Raw genomic sequence first — 21,123 nt, forward strand, 5'->3', positions numbered from 1 at the left:
TATTTTTCTAAAATTACTGACTTTGTCTTTCCTTAATTATTTTAGACCAATCACTAAACATTTTGGTAATAGTATTGGCATTGATTAAACTGAAAACAAACATTCCCGTAAGTATCGTAAGCCAGCAATAGACCAGTTTCACTCCATTTTTATCGGTAATAAAGAAAAGGATAAATATGGTCAGTGTTCCTATTATAAATGTAAAAAGCAAAGTATACATCAATACATGAATGATGTACATATTGAATTTCAGTTTTCTAAAGATCCATCCTATCACTGCTATCGGAATAAGCAGCAAAATGGGTACTAACATCGCTCCGAAAATGGTTGCTTCCGGGTAAGCAACTATTTTGCCTTCTAATCCGAAAAAAGTATTAAAACTGAACCCCGTCATACTGTTTTTCTTCGTTTGTAATTTCCAGTAACGTTTTGTCTTTATAGCCTAACATTTTTGCCAGTATCACATTGGGAAATTCATGAATTCCAATATTATAAAGGTTTACACTGTCATTGAAAAATTCTCTTCTGTCTGCTATTTTGTTCTCCAGATCAGAAATTCTTTTCTGCAGTTCAAGAAAATTATTATTAGATTTCAGTTCCGGATAGTTTTCTGAAACCGCAAAGAATGAAGAAAGCGCTTTTGAGGTTTCATTGGCAATCTCGGTTCTCTTATTGGCATCAGTACTGTTATTGTAAAAAGTTCTGAGCTCTGTAAGGCGGGTAAGCAGCTTTTCTTCATAGTTCATAAAGTGTTTGGCAACGGTGACCAAATTGGGAATTTCATCCGCACGTTGTTTCAGCACCACATCAATATTGCCGTATGCTTTGTCAACGTTAAATTTGAGCATGACCAATTTGTTGTACAGATTGATCAGAAAACTTATAACAACTACCCCAAGCAGGATAAGTAATATGATAGCGACCGTCTGATTCATTATTGTGTAAGTATATAAATAATTATTAAAAGGATGATGGAACAGGTAAACATAAATGACCTCAGCAAGGGCTGATATTTGTTCCAGACTGTGATTCCTGAGGAAGAAGTAATACCGAGTATTTTATAATAATCGTCTTTTCTGATGAAAGGTGCTCCGTTTTTAGAATCGGCATAGCCTACCAGCAGCATCTTCTGACCATCTTTTAAAAGAGTTTCTTTGTACCTTTTACCGCCGTAGCTGCTTACATTGGTTTCTTCTAATAAAACCAGCTCTATTCCTTCCGGTTCTACTTCTATGATTCCTGTGTCATCTTTAACCCGGAAGATATTGCATTTCGTTTCCCTGTGAATGGTTCTGTAACTTTCTTTTCCGTCTGAATCTCTGTCAATATCTTCAATGGTATAATAATATCCGATGCAGGCTTCATTATTTACTGGTGAAAATAAAGGATTCATCATCTTTAAAGTTCCTTCAATCTCTGCCAGTCCTTTTGCTACAGAATGGATCTTAGAGGTAGGCAGTGAGGATTGCAGGCGTAAAAAACGTTTTGAAGCAGTAGGCTTCATTAAAACAATAAAGATGAAAACAAAAAAAAGTAAAGGAAAAAAAACGATTGCTTTCTCTGCGTAACTGTCATAGTTATTGGAAATTTCAGAAGCATATTCATGCAGCGGCATTCTATCTTTGAAAATAATCCACAGAATAAAGTAAATAAAGCCTGCAGCTATTATTCCTAAAATACTATATGCAATGTATGGTTTTCCTTTTTTTACTTCCATCTATTTTGTTCTAAAATCTGGTGGAAATATCTGAATTTTGCTTCAGTATTTCTTTCTTTTAAATATTGCTATATAATCTCAAACTCATCCTTCCCTTCTGGGATATAAAATGTTATGGGCAGAACTAATTCCTCCTCACTTTCCGGATTTTCAAGGCGTAATGCAGACATCATATCTGTACATTTTAACGCGGCCAACTTTCCAAATGCTGAATATTCTACCTGAATATCATCCGGAAGGCTCTGCGCTTTGTATCCATTCTGCATATCCGAAATGATACTCTGCATCCTGCCTTCTGCCTGGCTTTTGCTAAGATACATGGCTACAGCGTTATTATTTTCTCTTTTTTGATATTGTGCTATGAACGAACTGTAATTGCCGCCATTAATCAGCTTTATAATTTCGTTATACTTTCTGATTAGTTTTTGTTTAACGTCGAACTTAGCGTCTTTAAGGTTCATTCCGTTCTGCCATGCCTCCAATTTATAAGGTACATCTGCTTCAAATGTACTTGCGTGTCCTATAAAAGGTATGTTTTTATCGGGCTTTTTGGTAAAATATTCATCAAACTGTTTTACAAAAGCATATTCTCCGGAAGCCATATCATAGAGATTCACTCTGTATCTTATGTAAGAATCTTCGTGTAACTCCTGATGCCCGTCCATGGGAAGACCTTTCACTTCAATCGTTTGTTTACCTCCTTCCAGAATAAGATGATTGATGGGAAAATCTGATCTGGTCTGTCCCTCAATACTCAATGAAATTAATTCCACATCATTAATTTTGATCTGAAATGAACACATTACCGCACTAAAATCTATTTCGTAATAAGGTTTCATTTTTTATTTTTTAGGATAAGCAAGGGTAAAACTGTCTAAGATGGAGAAAGTGCCGGCATCTGAAGAATTCTCCACTCTGGTTCCTTTCTTTACTACAATCAGTTTGGTATTGGTATATTTTGTATTGTCCTGTGTCAGTTCCTGAGTTTGGGTTAAAAATATCCATTTATTTTTAGCTGATGCATCCCAGAAGTAAGCAGCTCCTGTTTTATCAGTGGATCTTTTTTCCGGGTTACCATATGTTTTAGTCAAATAATCAATCAGCTTTTTCCCTTCGTCTTCTTTAGCAAGGTTCAGTATAAATCCGAGGTATTGATTATTCTGGTAAGAGTTTACAAAAAGCGCAAGGTTGTTGTTGGAATAATCATATCCTTTGGGTACGGTATATTCAGAAAATGATACAGTTCCCAGCTTATAGTTTTTAACATCGGCCTGTTTATATGATAATAATCCGTAATTGGCTTCTGTTTCTTTTTCTCCCTTCGTAATATTATCCGATACTTTTTCATCAAATTTTAAAGATTCCAGATCGGTTTGTCCGTTGCAGGACACAATAGCCAAAAAGCTAAATAATAAGATAAGATTTTTCATTGTATGAATATTAATCATTTTTAATCAACGGAATATTTGCACTCATTCCAAATAAGGACTCTAATTCTTTTATCACATCAAAAGGAGGAATTACATTTTTAAAATCCCCTTTGGCAATTTCATATTTTCCATTTCTGCTTTCCTCCACTTTATGTTTATTTTTTGCAATTTTAATAGCAAGACCCACACTTATTGTAACTACATATTGGGCATCAAGGCCGTCAAATCCGAGAACAGGACGGTAATAAAGTCCTTTTTCATCATAGGTGATACCATGTCCATAGGTTATGGAAGCACTTCCGGATGCTGATGCTTCAAAATAAGCTTCTGCTTTTATAACAGCCAGTGAAACTTCTCCCTGAATTTTCACTCCTACTTTCAATTCCAATTTAAGTTTACTCTTACTTGAGACTTTAAATTCGGAATCTTTGAGTTTTCCTGCCGTATTAAATTTAAATTCGGATTCCACTTCTATCGTACTGGAAATAATAAGATCCATAAAGATATCAACAGATGCCTTGAAGCCTGCATTATCATTCCCTACATCTATTCCGGATTTCAGTTTTCCCTGAATTTCCTGATACAGCCTTGTGACTCCCGGCGCAGCTGTTCCTCCGCTTACCGCTCCGGAAATACCAAATACCAGGGCTCCCAGAAGATCAACTGTCATTTCCAGACCAATCAGCGGATTTGCTTTCAAACCTATAGCTACATCTGTACCAATAATGGCATTATTATCCTTAGGATGCTTTAAAAGCCAGTTACCTGACAATTCCATATTAGGAGGTTTCACAGCAAAGCTTACTGGAATCCCTTTAGGAGAAATGGAGCGTACTTTTCCTTTGGCCTGATTAAGAACTCCATCTGACAATGCTCCTATGGCAGCAAATGTATCATATATTTTTTTAAACTTGGTTTCGTACTGATATTTTAATTCTTTTTCCTGCTTATCATTGTTCCATTTTGCCTTTAAACTGAATGCAAGTGAGGCATCCTTTTGCTTCCATCTTTTTTCTGCTCCCATTTTACCTGCTCTTTTCTGCAGTTCTTTATGCTCATGGGGATCCATATTCATCCACTTTACACTGAGATCATTGGTAAGGTTCAGCGTAAAACTCAATGTCCAGTTGATATCCGGATAGGCTTTTATCAATACTGTCGTCCTTTTCTCATTGCTATAATATCTGCAGGTATGAACATGCAGATGAAACTGATTCGGATTTGTCCCTGCAGGCCAGATATATTGTATAGGAAGAGCATTAAATTGAGATAAATCTGAATATACTCCATAAGTAAAGGTAGGTGTGGTAAATGTTTTTACCGTATCTCCTTTATCGATTGCCTGTCCTACATCTACAACCTGAATCTGTTTTTTATGTTTTCCTTTACTATCCCTGAAACACTCATTGGTTTGAAAACCTGTGACATCAATGATGAGGTTTTTCTTTGTAGAGACATCTGGTGCTGTTACTTCATAATGAATAGTTTGTGCATCATGAGCATTGAAAACAAATGAGATATCTACTCTGCGGTTATTTTCATAGTCTTTCTCATTTTTGTATTTGATATTGTCTCTTCCCATTTTATCATCGGTAGGATCTACTTCTCCTTTTCCTACGGATATTATTCTTCTGGGATCTAATCCACCATCAGCAAAGAATTTTTTGACAACGTCTGCTCTTCTTTGGGAAAGTCCTTTATTATAATTTTCTTTTCCTATCACACAGGCATAGCCGCTGAGATTCATGGTGGCATCTTTATGTTCCAAAAGGAATTTGAGTACATTATTAAGAATAGCAACCCCATCTTTATCAATGACTGTGGAATCAAATTTATAATAGATTGTTCTCTGAATATGTTCCTGTAATGCAGCAGATTTTATCAGTTTAACACCATTCCCATTGTCAAAAACTTTAACAGTTGTATTGCTGGCTTTTCCGTCCTTAGTTTCATTTTCAGTAATCTTGATCACTTCAAATTTGCAGGGCTCAAGTCTGACAGAGTTTACATCCGGCTTATATACTTTGGTTGGTGTCTGGTTCTGAGCACCGTTGGTATTGGTAGTGGCTACTTTATTTTTAACATTCAGATAGATGGCATGAAGATCATCACCCAATTTATCTTTGATATATTGTTTGGAAGCAACATCTTTCACTTTAACATAGAATTCCTCTACATTCTGGATATTGTCTACAAAGGCCATCCACGCAAAGGTGTTTTCTATTTTCAGATTGACTTCACCATCTATTACCTGTACATTGTTGTAGGTATGTACCAGTTTATCTGCCTTGGCTGTCTGCTGATTCCAGAGTTCGATACTGACTGTATTTCCATTAAGCCCTTCTGTCACGAGGTTCAGGTGAACAATATGTCCATAGGAAATGTAATCAACTTTTTTATTGTTTTTGATGCTTTTGCTGTTTTTCTGCGTAGACCATTTGCTGCTTACAATTTTAGGTTCACACCAGCCTTTTACATATATTCCTGTATCATTTTTGGGATCTCTTACTCCTGAAAGACTGGCTTCAATATAAAACTGATAGCTTCCGCAGTACTGCTTACCAATTAAAAATTTATATCCGGTAGCAGAGGTGATCTGATTGATGATAATTTTTTTGCTGCTGTTCTGTCTCATCCAGGTCAGCGGTTTCTTTTTGTCTGCATCTGTAGTGCCCGGCAGCCATTCGTCCACACCGAACTGCACCCACTGATCCGGTTTTATGGTAATTCTTTGCCCTAATACAGACATTTTTGGGTAATACAATCCGCTTACAACTTTTATTTTTTTTACGCCTTTTGCCATTTTCTTATCATTTAGATTGCACCATCCTGCCCTCCTCCTGAAGGCTGTTCGTTATACATTTCTTCAGAATCTACCAACGGATTGATCTGCTGCTGAACATCTTTGTCGGCATTTTTAAAGTTCTGCTGGCTGGCTTCCGCTCTTTGCCCGTGGTCTATAATCTCGATGCATGGCGTTCCTGCAACAGCACATACGGCTTTGCTGTCTTCCACAATGATATATCCGCCATTGCTGAGTTGTACTTTATCATAAAATTTCTGCCATTCTGTAACCATAATTTTGCACGGCGGCGGCGGCACTCCCATTTTGGTACAGTTTCCGAATGTATTTTTTTCAAATGTGGCGGCTCCTATTTCTTTCGTGGTGACGATCAGTTTTTTGGAAGCGCTTTTATCATTGGCATATTCTTTTTGATGTGTAAGTACTTTCAGCTTGTCCGGAACCTGTCCGAACTGGCATTTGCATAGGGCGCCCTGTACTACAATATGTTTTTCTGCCATATTAATTTTATCTTTAGTGAAGTGGTAATTTAGTTTTCATCAATTCCTGAAACTGATACTGAAATCTTTTTCTCTTCCTGCAGCATGATACTGCATTCGAGGTAAAGAGATTCCGGAAGTGAAGTTTCTCCTTTCAGATAGCTTATGAGTCTGAAATGTCCTTCTTCATTCATCACAGGGTCGTCTTCTATAATCAATGAAAAAGGTGATCTTCTTATAAAATCATCAATATTTCTTTCTTCATATAATTTTCCTGACCCTTCTATGGTAATCAGGCCTGTTTCTCCTTTCACCGGATCTGTTTCCAGTGTCAATTTGTAGCTGGGTTCAATTGCATTGTCTACTACAGGAAAGGTTGTTGTCATCTCTGTTTTAAATTCCTTTCCAAAACTTTGATATATTCCAAAAAATAAAGCACGGACGAAGTAATCATTTTTCAGGTAAAGACTGATCGCCTCAGGCTGGCTGATTACTTTTTCAATCTTTTCACAGTAGTCGCTTACCGTTTTGCCTTCAAATTCTTTATAGATCTCTTCTTTTATAGCTGGCCATCTTTTTGAAAAAGCCTCAGCATTTTCTACTCCTTCAAATTGACCATGTTCATCTGTACTGATGTGTAAAGGGTATAAAACTTTAGAAGTTCTGTAAGCCAGCAGATCTGCAATTTCATTCACTTCTTCTTCATTGAGATAAAGCTTTGATGTTCTGTCTATCTCAAAAAAATGATGTCCTTTTTCTGTTTTCAGCCACCGAACGGATACTTCATATTTTAATTCACTTTTATGTTCTCCTTTTTCAATGGTAATAACTACGCTATATCTTCGCACTGAAGTTTCCGGCTGAAGAGTAAGGCTGTTTCCTCTTCCGAATTTTACTAAAATGTTTTTATCTGCAACAGCAGTTCTCGGAACAAAAAGCTCTTTCTGCCCGTTAAGGTTAATCAGGATCATATCCTTAACAGCGCAGTGGTTATTATGGAAGAGTTTTAATGCATCTTTATCAAGCCCGTACAGTGAGGCTATACTTTTTAAAGTTTCATCTTTCTGAACGGTATGTATATTATATTTCTGCATAAAAATGTTCCTGCTTCAAATTCTTTTTTGGTATAATACTCTTATTTAAATGTTTAATGGATAACCCTTGTTCTATTGGGTCTCGGATCCATTCCTATTTTTTCTCTTCTTGCAGACCAATGAAGGTACTCATGACGAAGCTTTCTTAAATCGTCCTGTTCCTTTACTTCTTTCTGATACGCTGCCTGACGGTGTTCCGGGATTTCATTTCCTCCATAGGCATCCCTAAGCTCTTTGTAATGTCTGAAAGAATAAGGTTTACCGTCTCCCATGACGTAAGTTCTAAGACGGTCTTTTATTCCTATTAAAAACTGATCATTCAAAATGGAATATTTATCATCTGTCATCTTTTTTAAGGTGATAGGAAGATTTTTATCAATGCCGTATTCTGCCATAAAATGCAAAGGGATATAACTAAAAGTCTTCACAAGATCACGTGAACCTCTTAACGACAAATAGAATCCGGGGGTAATGGTGAGCTCACCTTTATGATACCATCCTTCATTTTCAAGCTCTGTCTTTAGTGCTTCTAATTTGCTGCTGGTAGTCCATGATGTTTCAACTTCTTCCCATGTTTCATTTCCGTTTTCATAAGCTCCGCCTACGTCACAGTGTACACCAGGGAATGTTTTTTCAGTTCCGATATGTACTCTTGTCAGGTCAAAGTTTTCTCTGTGTTCATCGGCTGCAATGAAGTGAACTACAGTCTGGGCTTTTCCAATTTCATTCAGGCTTAATTCTTCTACGTCATTGCTGAAATTGGGTACCGGTGACAGATATTTTGAATAGGAAGAAACAGTATCGTAAATTCCCAGAAATCTTACTTTTAAGACATCTACCTTTAATCCTGCTTCTTCGAGCTTGAGACCAAGGTGTCCCCATTTTGGAAGTTCTTCAGAATCAACACTTTTCCCGTCATCATCTGAATAGGTGGTTACTGAAACAGCTTCGTTTGCGACGGTGCGTGAACTGGCTTTATATTTTGCCTTTCCTATTTCGTATACAAAATTACGTGCGGCAGCAGCTCCACGGCTGAATCCGAATACATCGAAAGTAAGTACCGCAATTTTATCAGCTTTCTTTTCAGCTTTAAGGGTTTTCACCTTTTTTACAATCTCTTCACAGCCCTTTCTCACTTTTGATCTGATTCCGGTTTCCCCTGTTCCGAAAGCATATCCCAAGGTAGCATCTCCTTTCTTATCTTCTGTACCAATTCCTTCTATATAAATACCAAAGTTTTTATCATAGTTATCCCACATGCGGGCTACATTACTCCAGTCATTGTTATAACTGGTATTGTCTTTAGCTCCTCCACCATGTTTTTTATGGGCATCTGTTCCCTTTTTTCTTTCGTCTGTATTGGTTTTATTATTCAGGGTTCCGTCAAAAAAAATCCCAATGGTAATATCCAGTACTTCCTCTTTGGATACAGATGGTGTGTAACTTCCAAATTGATTGTTGTGCATCGTTCTTGTTTTTAAATTGACTGATTGAATGCTATTATTCTATCTTTCGGGATACCCTGATTTTTGCTTTGGTAACGGCCAGCTTTTCTTTTTCAGATTCTAAAGACACTAAAACTTTGGTATTATCTTCGTTGACTTTAATGGTCAGATCAATGTTTTTGTCTTTTCCTGATTTCTGAAACAGATCAAATATTTCTTTGTCATCAAAAGCGTCTATCCATACCGCATACCTGTTGTTATTTTTATCTTTCCAGTAAAAACCACAGAATTTTGGTATAGCTCTGCTTTTGTAAGTATTCTCTTTTAAACTTTGGTCAAAAAGATTTTCCTGCTCTCCATTATAATTGGTAAAACCAAAATCGATCCATGTGGCTCCTTCAGGAAGAATCACAACAGGTTTCCAGTTGTATTTCTCTCTGTATACGTTATAAATATCTGCTGCAGGATAGCCTTCTTTTTCAATTTTCTCACGAACTTCCGGCTTGAATGTCTTGTAAGAAGGATCTTTAAGCATTCTTTCTGCAAAGCCTTCCTTCAACATATACTGAGCATTATCGTATGCTTTTTCTTTGGTGATAATGGTATCATGAGCCTGAAAAGCACCTACTTCTTTCTGGTTTCCCGGGCCTTTCATCCAAAGCACTACTCTTCCCTGGGGAGCTAGTCCCACCACAAAGGAGTTGTAGGTAGCTTTCTTTTTCGTATCCTGATCTACAAATCCTTCATTAAAAAGGCTTTTAATCTTTTCTTTATCCAGATTCCATTTTCCGGTGTAGAATTTATTTTCTACCAGAGAATACCATGTGAATTCCAGTTCATGAGGCGCATCCATTCTTTCAGTATTGACGTTCATGGTGCCTCCTTCTTTTCCCCATCCTGTATTCTGTGTTCCCCAGATGGCATCAAAGCCGTAAGTAAAATCATCGGCAACAATAGCTCCTTCATACACTTCCATCGGGTATTCCTGCGGTGCAGAAACGGTTCCCAGCCAACTGTATTTTTCTTCCATTTTTTTATTCTGACAATTCGTTAATGAAAAACACCATATAAAAAGAATCAGCAGGTTGTACTTACTTATGGCCATGGGACATAATCTTCTTGTTACTTGCTAAAACCAGGTTATCTCTGTGTGCTTCCACATTGATTTTCTTTGCTATTTTCTCAACCTTTTTTCCTACACTCAGATGGTAAGAATCCTTAACTGTTATGCGCAGGTTGGTTGCTGTTTTGATGATCGCCATATCAGAAAAGTTTTGATTTTTCAGCACTGTTGAACTCTACAATCTTTCCGCTCTGCATGGTCATATTTTCCAGTTCGCTGAACATGGAAATTTCCCCTGCTATTTCATTGGATGTTTCAGATTGTCTCTTGAATTCTTTTTCAATCATTTCCGTTCTGGTGTCGGAGGTTTCCGTAATATCTCCCGAAGCGGTTAATTTCATATCTTTTCCTGCGATGGAAACAATATTATCGTTTGCTGTACTGGTAATACTTGCTCCTGCTCCTATTGAAATTTCTTTTCCTGCAGTGATATTAATATTGTCGCCTGCATTCAAAGTAAAGTTTTTAGGTGCTTTCATGCTGATATTACCCTGTCCGTCCATGTAATAGGTATTACCACTCGGATCAAGAATGGTTACACTTCCTTCTTCGTCATTCATGAGAATCCTGATTCCACTTCTGGTCTGTATAGACTTAAGATGATTGTTAACGCCACCTCCCAACGCTACGCCTCCATGGAACATTCCTCCCATTACGAAAGGTCTGTCCGGATGGCTGTGCACAAAGTTGACCATCACCTGATCCCCCACTTCCGGAATCGCTACATACCCACGGTTTTGGGTAATTTGATCGGTTCCTCCGGCATCTGGGCTCATCATACGGATAAAATGAGTGGTATCATTGGTCTGCCAGTCAAATCTTACCTGTATTCTTCCCTGTCCTTCGGGATCCGTATTGGAAATTACGGTGGCAGTTTGTGGCTCAGCTTTCGGAATGGTGTACTCAGGTTTTGGAAGAAATCCTGTATCTGCTGCTATTCCTACGAAGCTTCCTTTGTAATGACCTATTGTGTCAATCTCATGTTCTGATTCCGTAATCATTATCCTTGTGAAATAAGAGGTTTCATTAGAATCCTGTTTACGCATCTGGACATCTGCTACGCAACCCGGATGAAGGAAAGGAACTGTTGTATTTCCTGAAACAGAAAAAACATTTACCGCTTCGCTTCCAGCTGCACTTTTCTGAGAATACTCCACGTCTAAGTGTGTAGTTGCTTTGATGGGAGCTATCTGCAGAGCCGGAGTCTTATAAATAGTTTCGTTATGACTGTATGCTGTTTTTGCAAGATCACTTACATGTTTAATGGGTGTAGACCCGGACGTCAGCTTTTCATTTTTATTACTGTTGTAACCGTAAAATTGAGGTTTTGTATGTACTGCTTTCAGCTCAACTTTTATTTCATTGGCACTGCTTCCATAGGTAAGCGTAATGGGTTTATTCTGAGCAGGCAGTTTTCCGAAATGTAAAACTTCACCATCATAGTAAAACTGTTCACCATAAGCTTCTGCCATCCTTGCCAGATAGTTATAATGGGTTTCATCATACTGGCTGCTATAGATAATCTGAGAGAAGTTATTGGCATCTACTCTGACATCAAATCTGCTTTTATCAATTCCCTGCTTGATTACCTCTTCAGCAATGATTCCTACATTCACAGGCTGGTTTCCTCCAAAACTCTGAATATGCGGTGCACCGTCAAGAAGGATGGTAGGGCTGTAACCTGTAAGCACAATATTTCCTAAACTCATATGTTCCTGACTGAATCCCACTCCGGTAATTACTCCTACAAAGGTTCTTTCCGGACTGTTGTCAATATCTTTATAGGAAATAACGGCTGTAAGTCGCTTTCCAAGGAATTTATTGGCTTCTTCCAATGAATGGGTCTGTCTGTCTCCCAGAGTATCGTGTGCCAAAGTCAGCGTAAATTCGTGATGACGTCTGGTACTTTGCTTAAGCTTGAAATGCTTGTAGTACTTGATAATTTTCCCTTCTATGACAAGAGAAAGTTTTACCAGACGGTTGATACCTGTGTGATGGTTTTCGGAAATACCATCTGCATTCTGCGTCGGACGAAAAGACGTCGCTTGTGAGTTTCCAGGTGTATTTGACATATTTTTAGTGATTTGATTAGTTTTCTAAACGATTATTCAACAGAAAGAGAATTTAAAAATAAAAACAAAAGATCCTGCAGAATATAGTCTTAGGTAAAAAAAGACCGTCTTATAAGGACAGTCTTTTATTTCTTGCTCATGAAAGACTTAGCTCATTGGCCAAAGTCCGTCATAAGATGAATTTCCATAGGTAATGCTTTCAGCACTTACTACGAAGCTGATCAGCATATTATTACTATCAATGGCATCGAAGTCTACTTCATGCTGGATTACATATCCGTTTTCCCACTTCAAAGAGATCAATGTTCCTTCTTCGTGAGATTTATTAAAGTTGATTTCTCCGCTTGTTGGTTTATATTTACTGTTTAATAAGCTTTCTAACACATCAGATTTTTCTGTTGCTTCAATTGTTACTTTGATCAATGCGTTTGACGGATCAGATGCTACACGTCCTGAAACATCTGTAGATCTTGACACGCTATAGTTAAGCTTTAACAACTTCTGACCTTCACCTCCATTGAATTTTAAGATTCCTCTTGAATTTCCTGCCATATTCTTAAATTTTAATCATTAACGACTCTTCCCTGATATAGGATTTATATAACAAAGATAGAGTTCATGTTCTAATTTAAAAAGTTTTTAGGCCACTGTTTCAGAAATTGTAGTAGTTCTACGACATTTTAAAATTCTATCCAACAAAATAATACAGGAATTCTAATCTATTAAATTATGCTTTATGTTAAAATTTTTCTACACAAACTCCCATTAATCAATACAAGGCAGAAGGATCAAAACAAAAAAAACACTCACAACCAAACACTTAAACTCTTATCTTTTCATGGTTAATAATGTTTATATATATACCCAACTACCATAATAATAAGATTAATGATCACTAAAATCATTAAAATATTACCATATTTTCTTTTTTTATCGATGAAACTCACGCCAAGGATCAAAAAGAATAACAATAAGGTGTATACCGCCGGATACATTTGAAAAGCTTCTGAAAATTTTCCTTCAAATACCAATACGATTGCTCTCTGCGCACCACAACCGAGACATTCTACCCCTAAAAACTTCTTACTGGGACAGGTAAGCATAAAATCATTGATATCCATTTCTGTTGTTTTTACAGACTATTACGATCTTTAAGTAGAGATTTTGGCTCTGGTATACTGGTGTGGGAAAAAGCAGTCTTCTTTCATTTCAAAAGATCCCTGAACAGCAATATAAGGATTTCTCAGAATCTCTCTTGCTACGAAAATAAGATCGGCATCCCCTTTCTGAAGAATTTCTTCGGCTTGTTCTACCTTGGTAATCAGTCCTACAGCTCCTGTCTTCACTTCAGCCTCATTTCTCACCTGCGAAGAAAAAGGAACCTGATACCCTTCGAAAACTGAAATTTTCGCTCCATGAATATTTCCACCACTGGATACATCTACAAGGTCTACGGAATGTTCTTTTAGAATTTTCGCCAGTTCTACACTGCTATGAATATCCCAGCCATTTTCAGCATATTCCGTTCCTGAAATTCTTACAAAAAGGGCTGTATTTTCATCCAGCTCTTCGTTAACAGCATCTACAATTTCGATCAGAAACCTGATTCTGTTTTCAAAGCTTCCCCCATATTCATCTGTTCTGATATTGGAAAGCGGTGATAAGAACTGGTGGATCAGATATCCGTGAGCTCCATGAATTTCGATAATATCAAAACCTGCTTTCACAGCTCTTCGGGCTGCTTTCTTAAAATTTTGAATGATATCCTTCACCTCATCCGTACTCAATACATGCGGAATTCTTTCTGTGGGGTGATAAGGAATAGGGCTTGGTGCCACCGTTTCCCAACCTTCTTCCACAGGAATCTGTATATTATTCCATGTTGACCCTTTTCGTCCGGCATGGGCCAGCTGAATTCCTATTTTACTTTCTGAATTTTTGTGTACAAAATCAACAATTCTCTGTAATTTGTCCGTCTGTTCATCATTCCAGATTCCCATGCAGTGACTGGTAATTCTTCCTTTGGGTTCTACTCCTGTAGCTTCTACCATCAAAAGACCTGTACCGCCCTGCGATCTGCTTCCGTAGTGTACAAAATGGAAATCGTTAGCTTCTCCGTTTTCACATGAATACATACACATAGGTGACATTACCCATCTGTTTTTTAACTCTATATTCCTAAATTTTATTGGTGTGTATAACATTTTTAGTCTTAAAAAAATTGAACTTTTCCCCAGGAGAATAAAATATTGCCCACTTCATTAAAAAGAACTAATTTTACCCCCCTTTTTTAGTTGACAATATATGAAAAAAGACATACAGATCAGTTACGAATATTTTAAAAATAGCAGTGAGCTGAGCGATATAGAAAATACATTATTTGAAAGGGCCAAAGCGGCTCGTGAGAATGCATATGCACCGTATTCTCAATTTTTGGTAGGATGTTCCGTATTACTGGAAAACGGAGAGATCTATTCCGGAAACAATCAGGAGAACGCAGCCTACCCATCCGGACTCTGTGCCGAAAGGACTACTCTTTTTTGGGTAGCAGCCAATTTTCCGGATGTGAAAATAAAAAAGATTTTCGTTGTGGGCGGACCGAAAGAATTCCATGAGAAAAACCCTCCAATTCCCCCTTGTGGAGCATGCCGTCAGAGTCTGATTGAATACGAGACCAAGCAGAATGAAAATATCGACCTTTATTTTTCGAGTATGAATGAAGAGGTTGTAAAAGTGCATGCAGTGAAGGATCTTCTTCCTTTCTATTTTGATTCTACGTTTTTGTAACCAAGTGAAACCTGATTTTTAGCTCCTTGCCAAGGTTTGAATCATTGACACTTCGCATTGATTAGTCGTAAATGAGCGTTACAGTTAAAGGATATAATAAACCTAACAGGTTTTGGAAACCTGTTAGGTTTGTACGGTAAAGAATAAAGATTTGAATGCTGATAAAATAAGAATCAGCATAAAAAAGACTGTCTCCTGTATTGGAACAGCCTTTCTTTTTTTATTCTTCAGATTCTACATCGTCATCTTCGTCTTCGTACTGCTCCAGATAATAGCTGAAACTAAAATCTTCCACTTCTTCTTCAGCATCTTCCAAGGTAGTCAGCAAGTCTTCAAAAATCTCAAGCTGATCTACAGTCATGTTGACGAATTCTAAATGGAGCGGCATTTCCATATCTCCGGTGATCGTATCAAAAAGTGCATCAAGATTATCACCAAACTGCTCAGGAAGCTGAATTTTCTCCTTTAGCTGGGCGTAAAAATCTTCATAGTCACCTATGTCCGTAAAATCTATATATACTGTCTTCATATTGAATTAAATTTCCAATTTTTATTGATTAAAAAAGTTTTGCATTTTTTGCAGAATTTTTAGGGACTGCTCATACAATACTTTATTTTTCAAAATTACGACTTATCACCCCTTAAATACAAATTATGCACTAGTCATTGCGAGAAGCTTAGCGACGAAGCAATCTCAGAAAACATCCATAATATCTTCAACATCCTCCGCAAGATCTTTCCAATCAGGGTTTATACTATTGATTAAATCCAGTTTCTTTTGCCTGGAACCTGCTTTTATTTGTTTTTCTCTATATATAGCATCACCTATTTCCTGAAAGGATTCCCAGTATACCAATATATATAAATTATATCTTGAAGTAAAGCTTTGAGAATAATATGATTCTTTATGCTGTTGAACACGTTTAGGCAGATTTGAAGTCACTCCTGTGTAAAGAGTAGTATGATTTTTATTCGTCATAATGTAGACAAAACCTGCTTTCATCTGTGATTCTTTTATAGAGATTGCTTCGTCACTCCGTTCCTCGCAATGACGTTATTGCTTTTCAAAGCTCTTATAATGGTTTTTGGTAAGATATACGTCACCATTTTGAGTGTAGATGATACGGTCAGCATTTCTTCCACCACAATGATAGTTTACATCTGCTTCAAAGTATCGTTCTCCATCCGGCAAACGTCCTTCTCTGTTTCCGAAATGATCTCCGCCAATAGCTTTTCCGGGAAGTACATCACAAAGATTTCCTTGAGAAGGATTCCAACCCTTTTTTCTTGCTTCCTTTTTAGTGATATAATAATCCGGAAGCTTATGATTTTGCTTTACATAGCTGATTACCGTTTTCTCTTCTGTAAGCTGGTCTATAGAAACCTGGACAGAGGAATTACCATCCGAAGAAGTACTGCCATAACTCACCATTTCCTTTTTTGCAGAACCTGACTGTTCTTTTTTATCTTCAATAAAGTTCCTGTAGACGTACATCACAGACATTCCGAAAAGAAGCCCCAGACATATAAAAAATACAGATCTTATTTTACCGTTCATACCTGTTATTTATTGTAATGCTATTCTATGCTCTCCATTCTTCAGGAATATCGCAAACCGGAATAGGATCCATTTTATGTTTCGCAGCCTTATGCATTCTGTCGAAGATCTGGAAAACTTCCTTATCTCTGCCTTCGTAATCGTCAGCTGTTTTCGTTCCATATTCTTTCTGGATTTTTTCCAGTTCCGGATACGTAGCACCAATCTGCTGTTCATCTGTTCTTTCCGTATCCCAAAGGCCATCGGTAGGAATAGCCTCCTGAATGCTTTTGATAAGATTCAATCCTTTAGCAAGTTCGTATACTTCAGTTTTATAAAGATCTGCAATAGGTGAAACATCTACCCCGCCATCTCCATATTTCGTATAAAAACCAATTCCGAAATCTTCTACTTTATTTCCTGTTCCACAAACAAGAAGCCCGTTCAGCTGTCCGTAATAATAAAGTGTAAGCATTCTAAGACGTGCTCTTGTGTTGGCAAAAGTCAAATTCTCATTGGGATATACCTCATCATTTACATGGAAGGTTTTATAGATCTCTTCAAAAGCCGGCGTAAGATTGACGGATATTGTTTCTACATTGGGAAATCTGGATTTAAGGTCATTCATATGATCCTGTGCACGATCTACCTGATCAGCTTTCTGGCGGATCGGCATTCCAATCAGTAGTGTTTTCATGCCTGTCATTGCTGCTAAAGTAGAAACTACTCCGGAATCTACTCCTCCGGAAACTCCAATTACATATCCGTTTACTTTAGCATTTGTAGCATAATCCTTTAACCAGCTTACAATGTGATCTATTACTTTTTGTGTCTGCATTGTTTATATTTTTTAGTCTATTCCAAATTCATGAGGGTATTTTACCACTCCTTTTCTATCTTTTAATCCGTCTTTTACCAATTCTACAGCCATTCCGTTTTCTTCCGGAATATCAAATGGAAAAGAAATTCCAAAATTACTTGTTTTTTTGTAACCAAAGCGAGGATAATATTTTTCGTGCCCGATCAATATCACCGATTCATATCCCAATTCTTCCGCAATACGATGTCCCTCAAGAATCAGTTTCGCTCCGATTCCCTGATTCTGAAACTCCGGTTTTACTGAAACAGGTGCCAAGGCAAGAGAAGCAAACGATTTTTCTTCGTTGACAATTTTAATTTTAGTAAACAGAATATGTCCGGCAATTGTACCCTTTTCATCTTCTGCCACCAAAGATAATTCAGGGATAAAAGCTTTAGACTCTCTTAGCTTTTCTACCAGAAACTGTTCCTGATGATCATTGTGTTCCATTTCTCTGAAAGCCTCTTCCGTAAGCTAAAAAACCTGTTGATGGTCTTTTTTTTCTTCCTGCCGTATTGTTATCATTTTTTACTGTATTTTTCACGCTTCAGTTCGTACCAGGAGCACAATATTCCATCTTCTTCAAACTTTCCCGTATTTTCAAAACCGAGCTTTTCAAGAATATACTTTGAGCCTGTATTTCCGAAATCAGCATAAGCATAAATCACATTGGCATTGAGTTCATTAAAACCATATTCCAGCATTCTTTTAGCTGCTTCAGTGGCATATCCTTTTCCCCAGAACTCGGGAATAAAACGGTATCCAAGATCAAGGATATTAATGTAGCCATTGATAGGTTTTGTCATTAATTTTAAGCCACACCATCCTATCAGCAAGCCACTTACTTTTTCAATAACAGCAAGCCTTCCAACTCCATTTTCTTCATACTGCTTCTGAATCATCTTAATTACTTCTTTTGATTCTTCCTTTGTTGCCACAGGTTCACCCAGATATTTCATTACTTCAGGATCGGAATCCATCAGAAACATACGTTCAAAATCTGTTTCTTCAAGTTTTCTTAAAACCAGTCGTTCTGTTTCTATCATCATAATTATTAGTTTATTCTTCAGCTCCAAAAATGGTTACGTTAGTTTTAGCACCCTTCTTTATATCTGTTTCTCTTATCTTATTTCCCATTATATTAAGGGTTTGTAAGGCCAGGTTACCGGAAATATCAATTTTTTGAAGCTTGTTATGTTCCAGATTCAGTTTTCTTAATGTTTTCAACTGAAGCAGGTTTATTTCTTTTAATTGATTTAAAGATAATGTTAATTGGTCAATTTTTGGAATTCCTGCCAGCGAAATGTTTTGCAGTACATTATTATCCAGATATAACGCCGTTAAATTCTTAAGATTCTCTGCTTTGAATGAAGAGATTTTGCATCCTGTACACGAAAACAATTCTAGCTGATCTAGATCATTTATGACAATATTAGAAATCGTATTATCATCCAAAATAATCATTTTTACATTTTTAAAAAGGCGCAGATCTTCCGTGGAAGTAATTCCTTTCTGAACAAGGAACAGATTGGTGACCATTACGGCTTCCTGAGATTCAAGTATTCCGTTTTTATTCAGATCAAAATTTTCCAGTACTGCTTTTTCAAAGTTTTTGTCATTAAACTCAAACTTTTGTCCGAAGAGAAGAGAAAGTCCCAAAATAATAAAGATAACTGTAAATATTTTAATTTTCATCATGAATTGTGTATTTAATCCTTATTTTTGTCAACTTAAATTTCATGTAAAAATAATGAAGATTTTTAGATATATTGCACTTTCTTCTCTTCTGGCTGCCGGAATTATTTCCTGCAAAAAAGAACCTGAAAATCAATGGAAGGTAGAAGTTAAACAAACTGCCGAAAAAGTTGACATCACAGATATTTCCAAAGAATTCTACAATCCGAATATTCCATTGGATCAGTTTAAAACTCAATTTCCATGGTTTCAGGGAAGTGTTTCTGATGCCGATTTCGGAAAAAGAAGAGCTGATGCCGAAGAGATCAAAATCTACAAGGAAGCTATTGGAAAAATAGATCAGGCAAAGCTGCAAAAGGAGCTACAAAGCCTATTTTCGCATATTAAATATTACTTTCCGCAGTTTAAAAATCCCAAAGTATATTTATTCTCATCTGCCTTACAGATGGTTCAGGACCCCATATTTTATGATGAAAAGGGTAATCTTTTATTCATAGATGTTACCGGTTTTATGGGAGACGGAAATGCTAATTATAAAGGATTGGAATTATATTTCCAAAAGTCGATGAACCCACAGAATATTGTTCCGAAAGTATCACAGCTTTTTGCAGAAAATATTGTCACCGAATCTCCTGATCACCAGAAATTTATTGATCAGATTATTCTTAACGGAAAAGTAATGATTCTTCAGGATGCTTTTCTTCCGGATACGCCCGATTATCTGAAAATGAATTATACCCAAAAGCAGTATGATTGGGCAACAAGTAATGAAGCCAATATCTGGAATTATTTTGTAGAAAGTAATCTGATCTTCGGAGATGATCCAAGATTGGGAGAACGTTTTATTTCACCAGGACCATTCTCAAAGTTTTATACAGAAATTGACAATGAATCTTCCCCACAAATCGGAATTTTTACGGGATGGCAGATCTGCAAGGCATATCTTAAGGAAAAACCTGAAACAAAATTAACGGAGTTCCTGAAAATGGATGCTACCACGATTTTTAATCAATCAGGATATAAACCAAAGTTAAAATAATTCTATAAAATCAAATATTTAAATCCTTTAGCTTACACTAAAGGATTTTTTTAAGTAGAATTTAAACATCAACACTACTTTGTATTGCATACTACTATTTTATTGCATACTTTTGTTTCAAATACAATCACATATGAAAAACATTATTGAAATTCGAAACTTAAACTATGGATTTTCAAAGGATAAGAAAATTCTGAAAAATCTCAGCATTTCTATACCCAAGGGTAGCATCTTTGGTTTCCTGGGTGCCAACGGAGCAGGAAAATCCACAACAATGAAGTTGCTTATTGGAGGGATACCCGATGAAACAAACAGTATACAGATTTTTGGTAAAAACCTTTCCGGGTTTTATCCGAATGGGTTTGGTAAAATCGGAAGTCTTATTGACAGTGCAGCATTTTATGACCATTTGTCCGGCTGGGAAAATCTGATCATCATTTCTAAATTAAGAAATCTTCCGAAAACAGAATGTGAAAGGGTATTGCATCTGGTTGATTTATGGGAAAACAGAAATATGAAAATGAAGAAATATTCTTTAGGAATGAAACAAAGACTTTCCATTGCAATGACTCTTTTGGGGAAACCAGAACTCCTGATTCTGGATGAACCGGTAAATGGCCTGGACCCTAATGGAATGTTGGAAATCCGTGAATTATTGATAAAGCTTAACCAAGAAAAAGGTGTAACGATATTGATCTCAAGCCATTTATTGCAGGAAATTGAAAAAATGATTACTCATCTTGCTATTATTTCGCATGGAGAAATAAAATTTATAGGAAGCATAAAAGAATTGAATGAGTTGTACCGATACAATCACATCAAAATCGGATTGAATCATGCCCATAAGCATATGAATGAAATTCCGAAGAATTATTCCCCAAAATTAATTGATGAGAATACGATAGAAATTACGTCCAAATCAAAGGAGGATATTATTGACCTTGTGAAAAAACTGGTTTTAAACCATGCCGAGATTTTTGAAATCAAAAGCAGCGCAGGTTTGGAAGAATGGTTTATGGAAATTACAAAAAATTAAATTACAC

Annotated in this window: 25 protein-coding genes; 3 read left to right on the plus strand and 22 right to left on the minus strand. The window is 36.7% G+C overall.

What is annotated here, in order from left to right:
- Positions 1–13: 13 nt before the first annotated feature.
- The 15 genes from RHP76_RS08695 to namA form a co-directional block, all read right to left on the minus strand.
- Positions 14–394 carry a hypothetical protein gene (locus tag RHP76_RS08695; RefSeq protein ID WP_311229979.1) on the minus strand — a complete coding sequence of 127 codons (381 nt, stop codon included), beginning with the start codon at positions 392–394 and terminating at the stop codon, positions 14–16.
- Entirely contained in the window at positions 375–935 is a 561-nt protein-coding gene (locus RHP76_RS08700) for a LemA family protein (protein ID WP_062674255.1), read from the minus strand. Before RHP76_RS08700 ends, RHP76_RS08695 begins: the two co-directional genes overlap by 20 nt.
- Positions 935–1,717 (minus strand): hypothetical protein, encoded by a 783-nt coding sequence (locus RHP76_RS08705; RefSeq protein ID WP_311229980.1) that lies wholly within the window; start codon positions 1,715–1,717, stop codon positions 935–937. Before RHP76_RS08705 ends, RHP76_RS08700 begins: the two co-directional genes overlap by 1 nt.
- Before the next feature lie 68 nt (positions 1,718–1,785).
- Positions 1,786–2,556 (minus strand): hypothetical protein, encoded by a 771-nt coding sequence (locus RHP76_RS08710; protein WP_062674251.1) that lies wholly within the window; start codon positions 2,554–2,556, stop codon positions 1,786–1,788.
- A 3-nt stretch (positions 2,557–2,559) separates the two neighbouring features.
- Positions 2,560–3,147, minus strand: coding sequence for a hypothetical protein (locus RHP76_RS08715; RefSeq protein WP_131797511.1), 588 nt, complete (start codon positions 3,145–3,147; stop codon positions 2,560–2,562).
- Between the two features lie 10 nt (positions 3,148–3,157).
- Complete coding sequence (locus RHP76_RS08720; protein ID WP_311229981.1) at positions 3,158–5,950, minus strand: OmpA family protein; 2,793 nt, start codon at positions 5,948–5,950, stop codon at positions 3,158–3,160.
- Between the two features lie 11 nt (positions 5,951–5,961).
- On the minus strand, positions 5,962–6,450 hold the full coding sequence (locus tag RHP76_RS08725; protein ID WP_062674244.1) for a DUF4280 domain-containing protein: 489 nt from the start codon (positions 6,448–6,450) through the stop codon (positions 5,962–5,964).
- Between the two features lie 29 nt (positions 6,451–6,479).
- The gene (locus tag RHP76_RS08730) at positions 6,480–7,523 is read right to left on the minus strand and encodes a hypothetical protein (RefSeq protein ID WP_311229982.1); all 1,044 of its coding nucleotides are present in this window, start codon (positions 7,521–7,523) and stop codon (positions 6,480–6,482) included.
- A 53-nt stretch (positions 7,524–7,576) separates the two neighbouring features.
- On the minus strand, positions 7,577–8,989 hold the full coding sequence (locus RHP76_RS08735) for a phospholipase effector Tle1 domain-containing protein (RefSeq protein ID WP_062674240.1): 1,413 nt from the start codon (positions 8,987–8,989) through the stop codon (positions 7,577–7,579).
- Between the two features lie 34 nt (positions 8,990–9,023).
- Positions 9,024–9,998, minus strand: a complete 975-nt coding sequence (locus tag RHP76_RS08740) for a DUF2931 family protein (protein WP_228432434.1) — start codon at positions 9,996–9,998, stop codon at positions 9,024–9,026.
- Positions 9,999–10,059: 61 nt separating this feature from the next.
- On the minus strand, positions 10,060–10,230 hold the full coding sequence (locus tag RHP76_RS08745) for a hypothetical protein (RefSeq protein WP_156106421.1): 171 nt from the start codon (positions 10,228–10,230) through the stop codon (positions 10,060–10,062).
- Between the two features lies 1 nt (position 10,231).
- Entirely contained in the window at positions 10,232–12,163 is a 1,932-nt protein-coding gene (locus tag RHP76_RS08750) for a type VI secretion system Vgr family protein (RefSeq protein ID WP_120231988.1), read from the minus strand.
- Between the two features lie 147 nt (positions 12,164–12,310).
- Complete coding sequence (tssD, locus tag RHP76_RS08755; RefSeq protein WP_002977458.1) at positions 12,311–12,715, minus strand: type VI secretion system tube protein TssD; 405 nt, start codon at positions 12,713–12,715, stop codon at positions 12,311–12,313.
- Positions 12,716–13,005: 290 nt separating this feature from the next.
- Positions 13,006–13,284: a DUF2752 domain-containing protein gene (locus tag RHP76_RS08760; RefSeq protein ID WP_062674234.1), complete on the minus strand. Its 279-nt coding sequence runs from the start codon at positions 13,282–13,284 to the stop codon at positions 13,006–13,008.
- A 30-nt stretch (positions 13,285–13,314) separates the two neighbouring features.
- Positions 13,315–14,367: an NADPH dehydrogenase NamA gene (gene namA / locus RHP76_RS08765; RefSeq protein ID WP_311229983.1), complete on the minus strand. Its 1,053-nt coding sequence runs from the start codon at positions 14,365–14,367 to the stop codon at positions 13,315–13,317.
- 100 nt (positions 14,368–14,467) lie between these two features.
- On the opposite strand from namA, the gene RHP76_RS08770 reads away from it, so the two are divergent.
- Complete coding sequence (locus RHP76_RS08770; RefSeq protein ID WP_062674230.1) at positions 14,468–14,950, plus strand: cytidine deaminase; 483 nt, start codon at positions 14,468–14,470, stop codon at positions 14,948–14,950.
- Between the two features lie 220 nt (positions 14,951–15,170).
- On the opposite strand, the gene RHP76_RS08775 is transcribed toward RHP76_RS08770, so the two are convergent.
- The 7 genes from RHP76_RS08775 to RHP76_RS08805 all read right to left on the minus strand — a co-directional run bounded on the left by RHP76_RS08775 (position 15,171) and on the right by RHP76_RS08805 (position 19,044).
- Positions 15,171–15,479, minus strand: a complete 309-nt coding sequence (locus tag RHP76_RS08775) for a barstar family protein (protein WP_062674228.1) — start codon at positions 15,477–15,479, stop codon at positions 15,171–15,173.
- 165 nt (positions 15,480–15,644) lie between these two features.
- Positions 15,645–15,953, minus strand: a complete 309-nt coding sequence (locus RHP76_RS08780) for a GIY-YIG nuclease family protein (RefSeq protein ID WP_288443229.1) — start codon at positions 15,951–15,953, stop codon at positions 15,645–15,647.
- A gap of 51 nt (positions 15,954–16,004) precedes the next feature.
- Positions 16,005–16,508: a ribonuclease domain-containing protein gene (locus tag RHP76_RS08785; RefSeq protein WP_311229984.1), complete on the minus strand. Its 504-nt coding sequence runs from the start codon at positions 16,506–16,508 to the stop codon at positions 16,005–16,007.
- Positions 16,509–16,533: 25 nt separating this feature from the next.
- On the minus strand, positions 16,534–17,325 hold the full coding sequence (nadE, locus tag RHP76_RS08790; RefSeq protein ID WP_062674224.1) for an NAD(+) synthase: 792 nt from the start codon (positions 17,323–17,325) through the stop codon (positions 16,534–16,536).
- 12 nt (positions 17,326–17,337) lie between these two features.
- Positions 17,338–17,796, minus strand: coding sequence for a GNAT family N-acetyltransferase (locus RHP76_RS08795; RefSeq protein ID WP_311229985.1), 459 nt, complete (start codon positions 17,794–17,796; stop codon positions 17,338–17,340).
- A 71-nt stretch (positions 17,797–17,867) separates the two neighbouring features.
- Entirely contained in the window at positions 17,868–18,395 is a 528-nt protein-coding gene (locus tag RHP76_RS08800) for a GNAT family N-acetyltransferase (protein ID WP_311229986.1), read from the minus strand.
- 10 nt (positions 18,396–18,405) lie between these two features.
- Positions 18,406–19,044 (minus strand): leucine-rich repeat domain-containing protein, encoded by a 639-nt coding sequence (locus RHP76_RS08805; RefSeq protein ID WP_311229987.1) that lies wholly within the window; start codon positions 19,042–19,044, stop codon positions 18,406–18,408.
- 52 nt (positions 19,045–19,096) lie between these two features.
- Between RHP76_RS08805 and RHP76_RS08810 the strand changes: the two genes are divergently transcribed.
- Positions 19,097–20,080: a gliding motility lipoprotein GldB gene (locus RHP76_RS08810; RefSeq protein ID WP_311229988.1), complete on the plus strand. Its 984-nt coding sequence runs from the start codon at positions 19,097–19,099 to the stop codon at positions 20,078–20,080.
- A gap of 133 nt (positions 20,081–20,213) precedes the next feature.
- The gene (locus RHP76_RS08815; RefSeq protein WP_311229989.1) at positions 20,214–21,116 is read left to right on the plus strand and encodes an ABC transporter ATP-binding protein; all 903 of its coding nucleotides are present in this window, start codon (positions 20,214–20,216) and stop codon (positions 21,114–21,116) included.
- The last annotated feature ends 7 nt before the right edge of the window (positions 21,117–21,123 follow it).

Source organism: Chryseobacterium sp. SG20098 (genome assembly GCF_031844745.1).
Classification (GTDB): domain Bacteria; phylum Bacteroidota; class Bacteroidia; order Flavobacteriales; family Weeksellaceae; genus Chryseobacterium; species Chryseobacterium cucumeris.

Bases quoted from the DNA above. Each gene is read 5' to 3' on its own strand.
- RHP76_RS08795 (WP_311229985.1), bottom strand. From the start codon at position 17,796: ATGGAACACAATGATCATCAGGAACAGTTTCTGGTAGAAAAGCTAAGA.
- RHP76_RS08785 (WP_311229984.1), bottom strand. From the start codon at position 16,508: ATGAACGGTAAAATAAGATCTGTATTTTTTATATGTCTGGGGCTTCTT.
- RHP76_RS08715 (WP_131797511.1), bottom strand. From the start codon at position 3,147: ATGAAAAATCTTATCTTATTATTTAGCTTTTTGGCTATTGTGTCCTGC.
- RHP76_RS08810 (WP_311229988.1), top strand. From the start codon at position 19,097: ATGAAGATTTTTAGATATATTGCACTTTCTTCTCTTCTGGCTGCCGGA.
- RHP76_RS08740 (WP_228432434.1), bottom strand. From the start codon at position 9,998: ATGGAAGAAAAATACAGTTGGCTGGGAACCGTTTCTGCACCGCAGGAA.
- RHP76_RS08780 (WP_288443229.1), bottom strand. From the start codon at position 15,953: ATGAAAGCAGGTTTTGTCTACATTATGACGAATAAAAATCATACTACT.
- RHP76_RS08735 (WP_062674240.1), bottom strand. From the start codon at position 8,989: ATGCACAACAATCAATTTGGAAGTTACACACCATCTGTATCCAAAGAG.
- namA (WP_311229983.1), bottom strand. From the start codon at position 14,367: ATGTTATACACACCAATAAAATTTAGGAATATAGAGTTAAAAAACAGA.
- RHP76_RS08720 (WP_311229981.1), bottom strand. From the start codon at position 5,950: ATGGCAAAAGGCGTAAAAAAAATAAAAGTTGTAAGCGGATTGTATTAC.
- RHP76_RS08745 (WP_156106421.1), bottom strand. From the start codon at position 10,230: ATGGCGATCATCAAAACAGCAACCAACCTGCGCATAACAGTTAAGGAT.
- RHP76_RS08770 (WP_062674230.1), top strand. From the start codon at position 14,468: ATGAAAAAAGACATACAGATCAGTTACGAATATTTTAAAAATAGCAGT.
- RHP76_RS08730 (WP_311229982.1), bottom strand. From the start codon at position 7,523: ATGCAGAAATATAATATACATACCGTTCAGAAAGATGAAACTTTAAAA.
- RHP76_RS08805 (WP_311229987.1), bottom strand. From the start codon at position 19,044: ATGATGAAAATTAAAATATTTACAGTTATCTTTATTATTTTGGGACTT.
- RHP76_RS08695 (WP_311229979.1), bottom strand. From the start codon at position 394: ATGACGGGGTTCAGTTTTAATACTTTTTTCGGATTAGAAGGCAAAATA.
- RHP76_RS08725 (WP_062674244.1), bottom strand. From the start codon at position 6,450: ATGGCAGAAAAACATATTGTAGTACAGGGCGCCCTATGCAAATGCCAG.
- RHP76_RS08710 (WP_062674251.1), bottom strand. From the start codon at position 2,556: ATGAAACCTTATTACGAAATAGATTTTAGTGCGGTAATGTGTTCATTT.
- tssD (WP_002977458.1), bottom strand. From the start codon at position 12,715: ATGGCAGGAAATTCAAGAGGAATCTTAAAATTCAATGGAGGTGAAGGT.
- nadE (WP_062674224.1), bottom strand. From the start codon at position 17,325: ATGCAGACACAAAAAGTAATAGATCACATTGTAAGCTGGTTAAAGGAT.
- RHP76_RS08705 (WP_311229980.1), bottom strand. From the start codon at position 1,717: ATGGAAGTAAAAAAAGGAAAACCATACATTGCATATAGTATTTTAGGA.
- RHP76_RS08800 (WP_311229986.1), bottom strand. From the start codon at position 18,395: ATGATGATAGAAACAGAACGACTGGTTTTAAGAAAACTTGAAGAAACA.
- RHP76_RS08775 (WP_062674228.1), bottom strand. From the start codon at position 15,479: ATGAAGACAGTATATATAGATTTTACGGACATAGGTGACTATGAAGAT.
- RHP76_RS08815 (WP_311229989.1), top strand. From the start codon at position 20,214: ATGAAAAACATTATTGAAATTCGAAACTTAAACTATGGATTTTCAAAG.
- RHP76_RS08700 (WP_062674255.1), bottom strand. From the start codon at position 935: ATGAATCAGACGGTCGCTATCATATTACTTATCCTGCTTGGGGTAGTT.
- RHP76_RS08760 (WP_062674234.1), bottom strand. From the start codon at position 13,284: ATGGATATCAATGATTTTATGCTTACCTGTCCCAGTAAGAAGTTTTTA.
- RHP76_RS08750 (WP_120231988.1), bottom strand. From the start codon at position 12,163: ATGTCAAATACACCTGGAAACTCACAAGCGACGTCTTTTCGTCCGACG.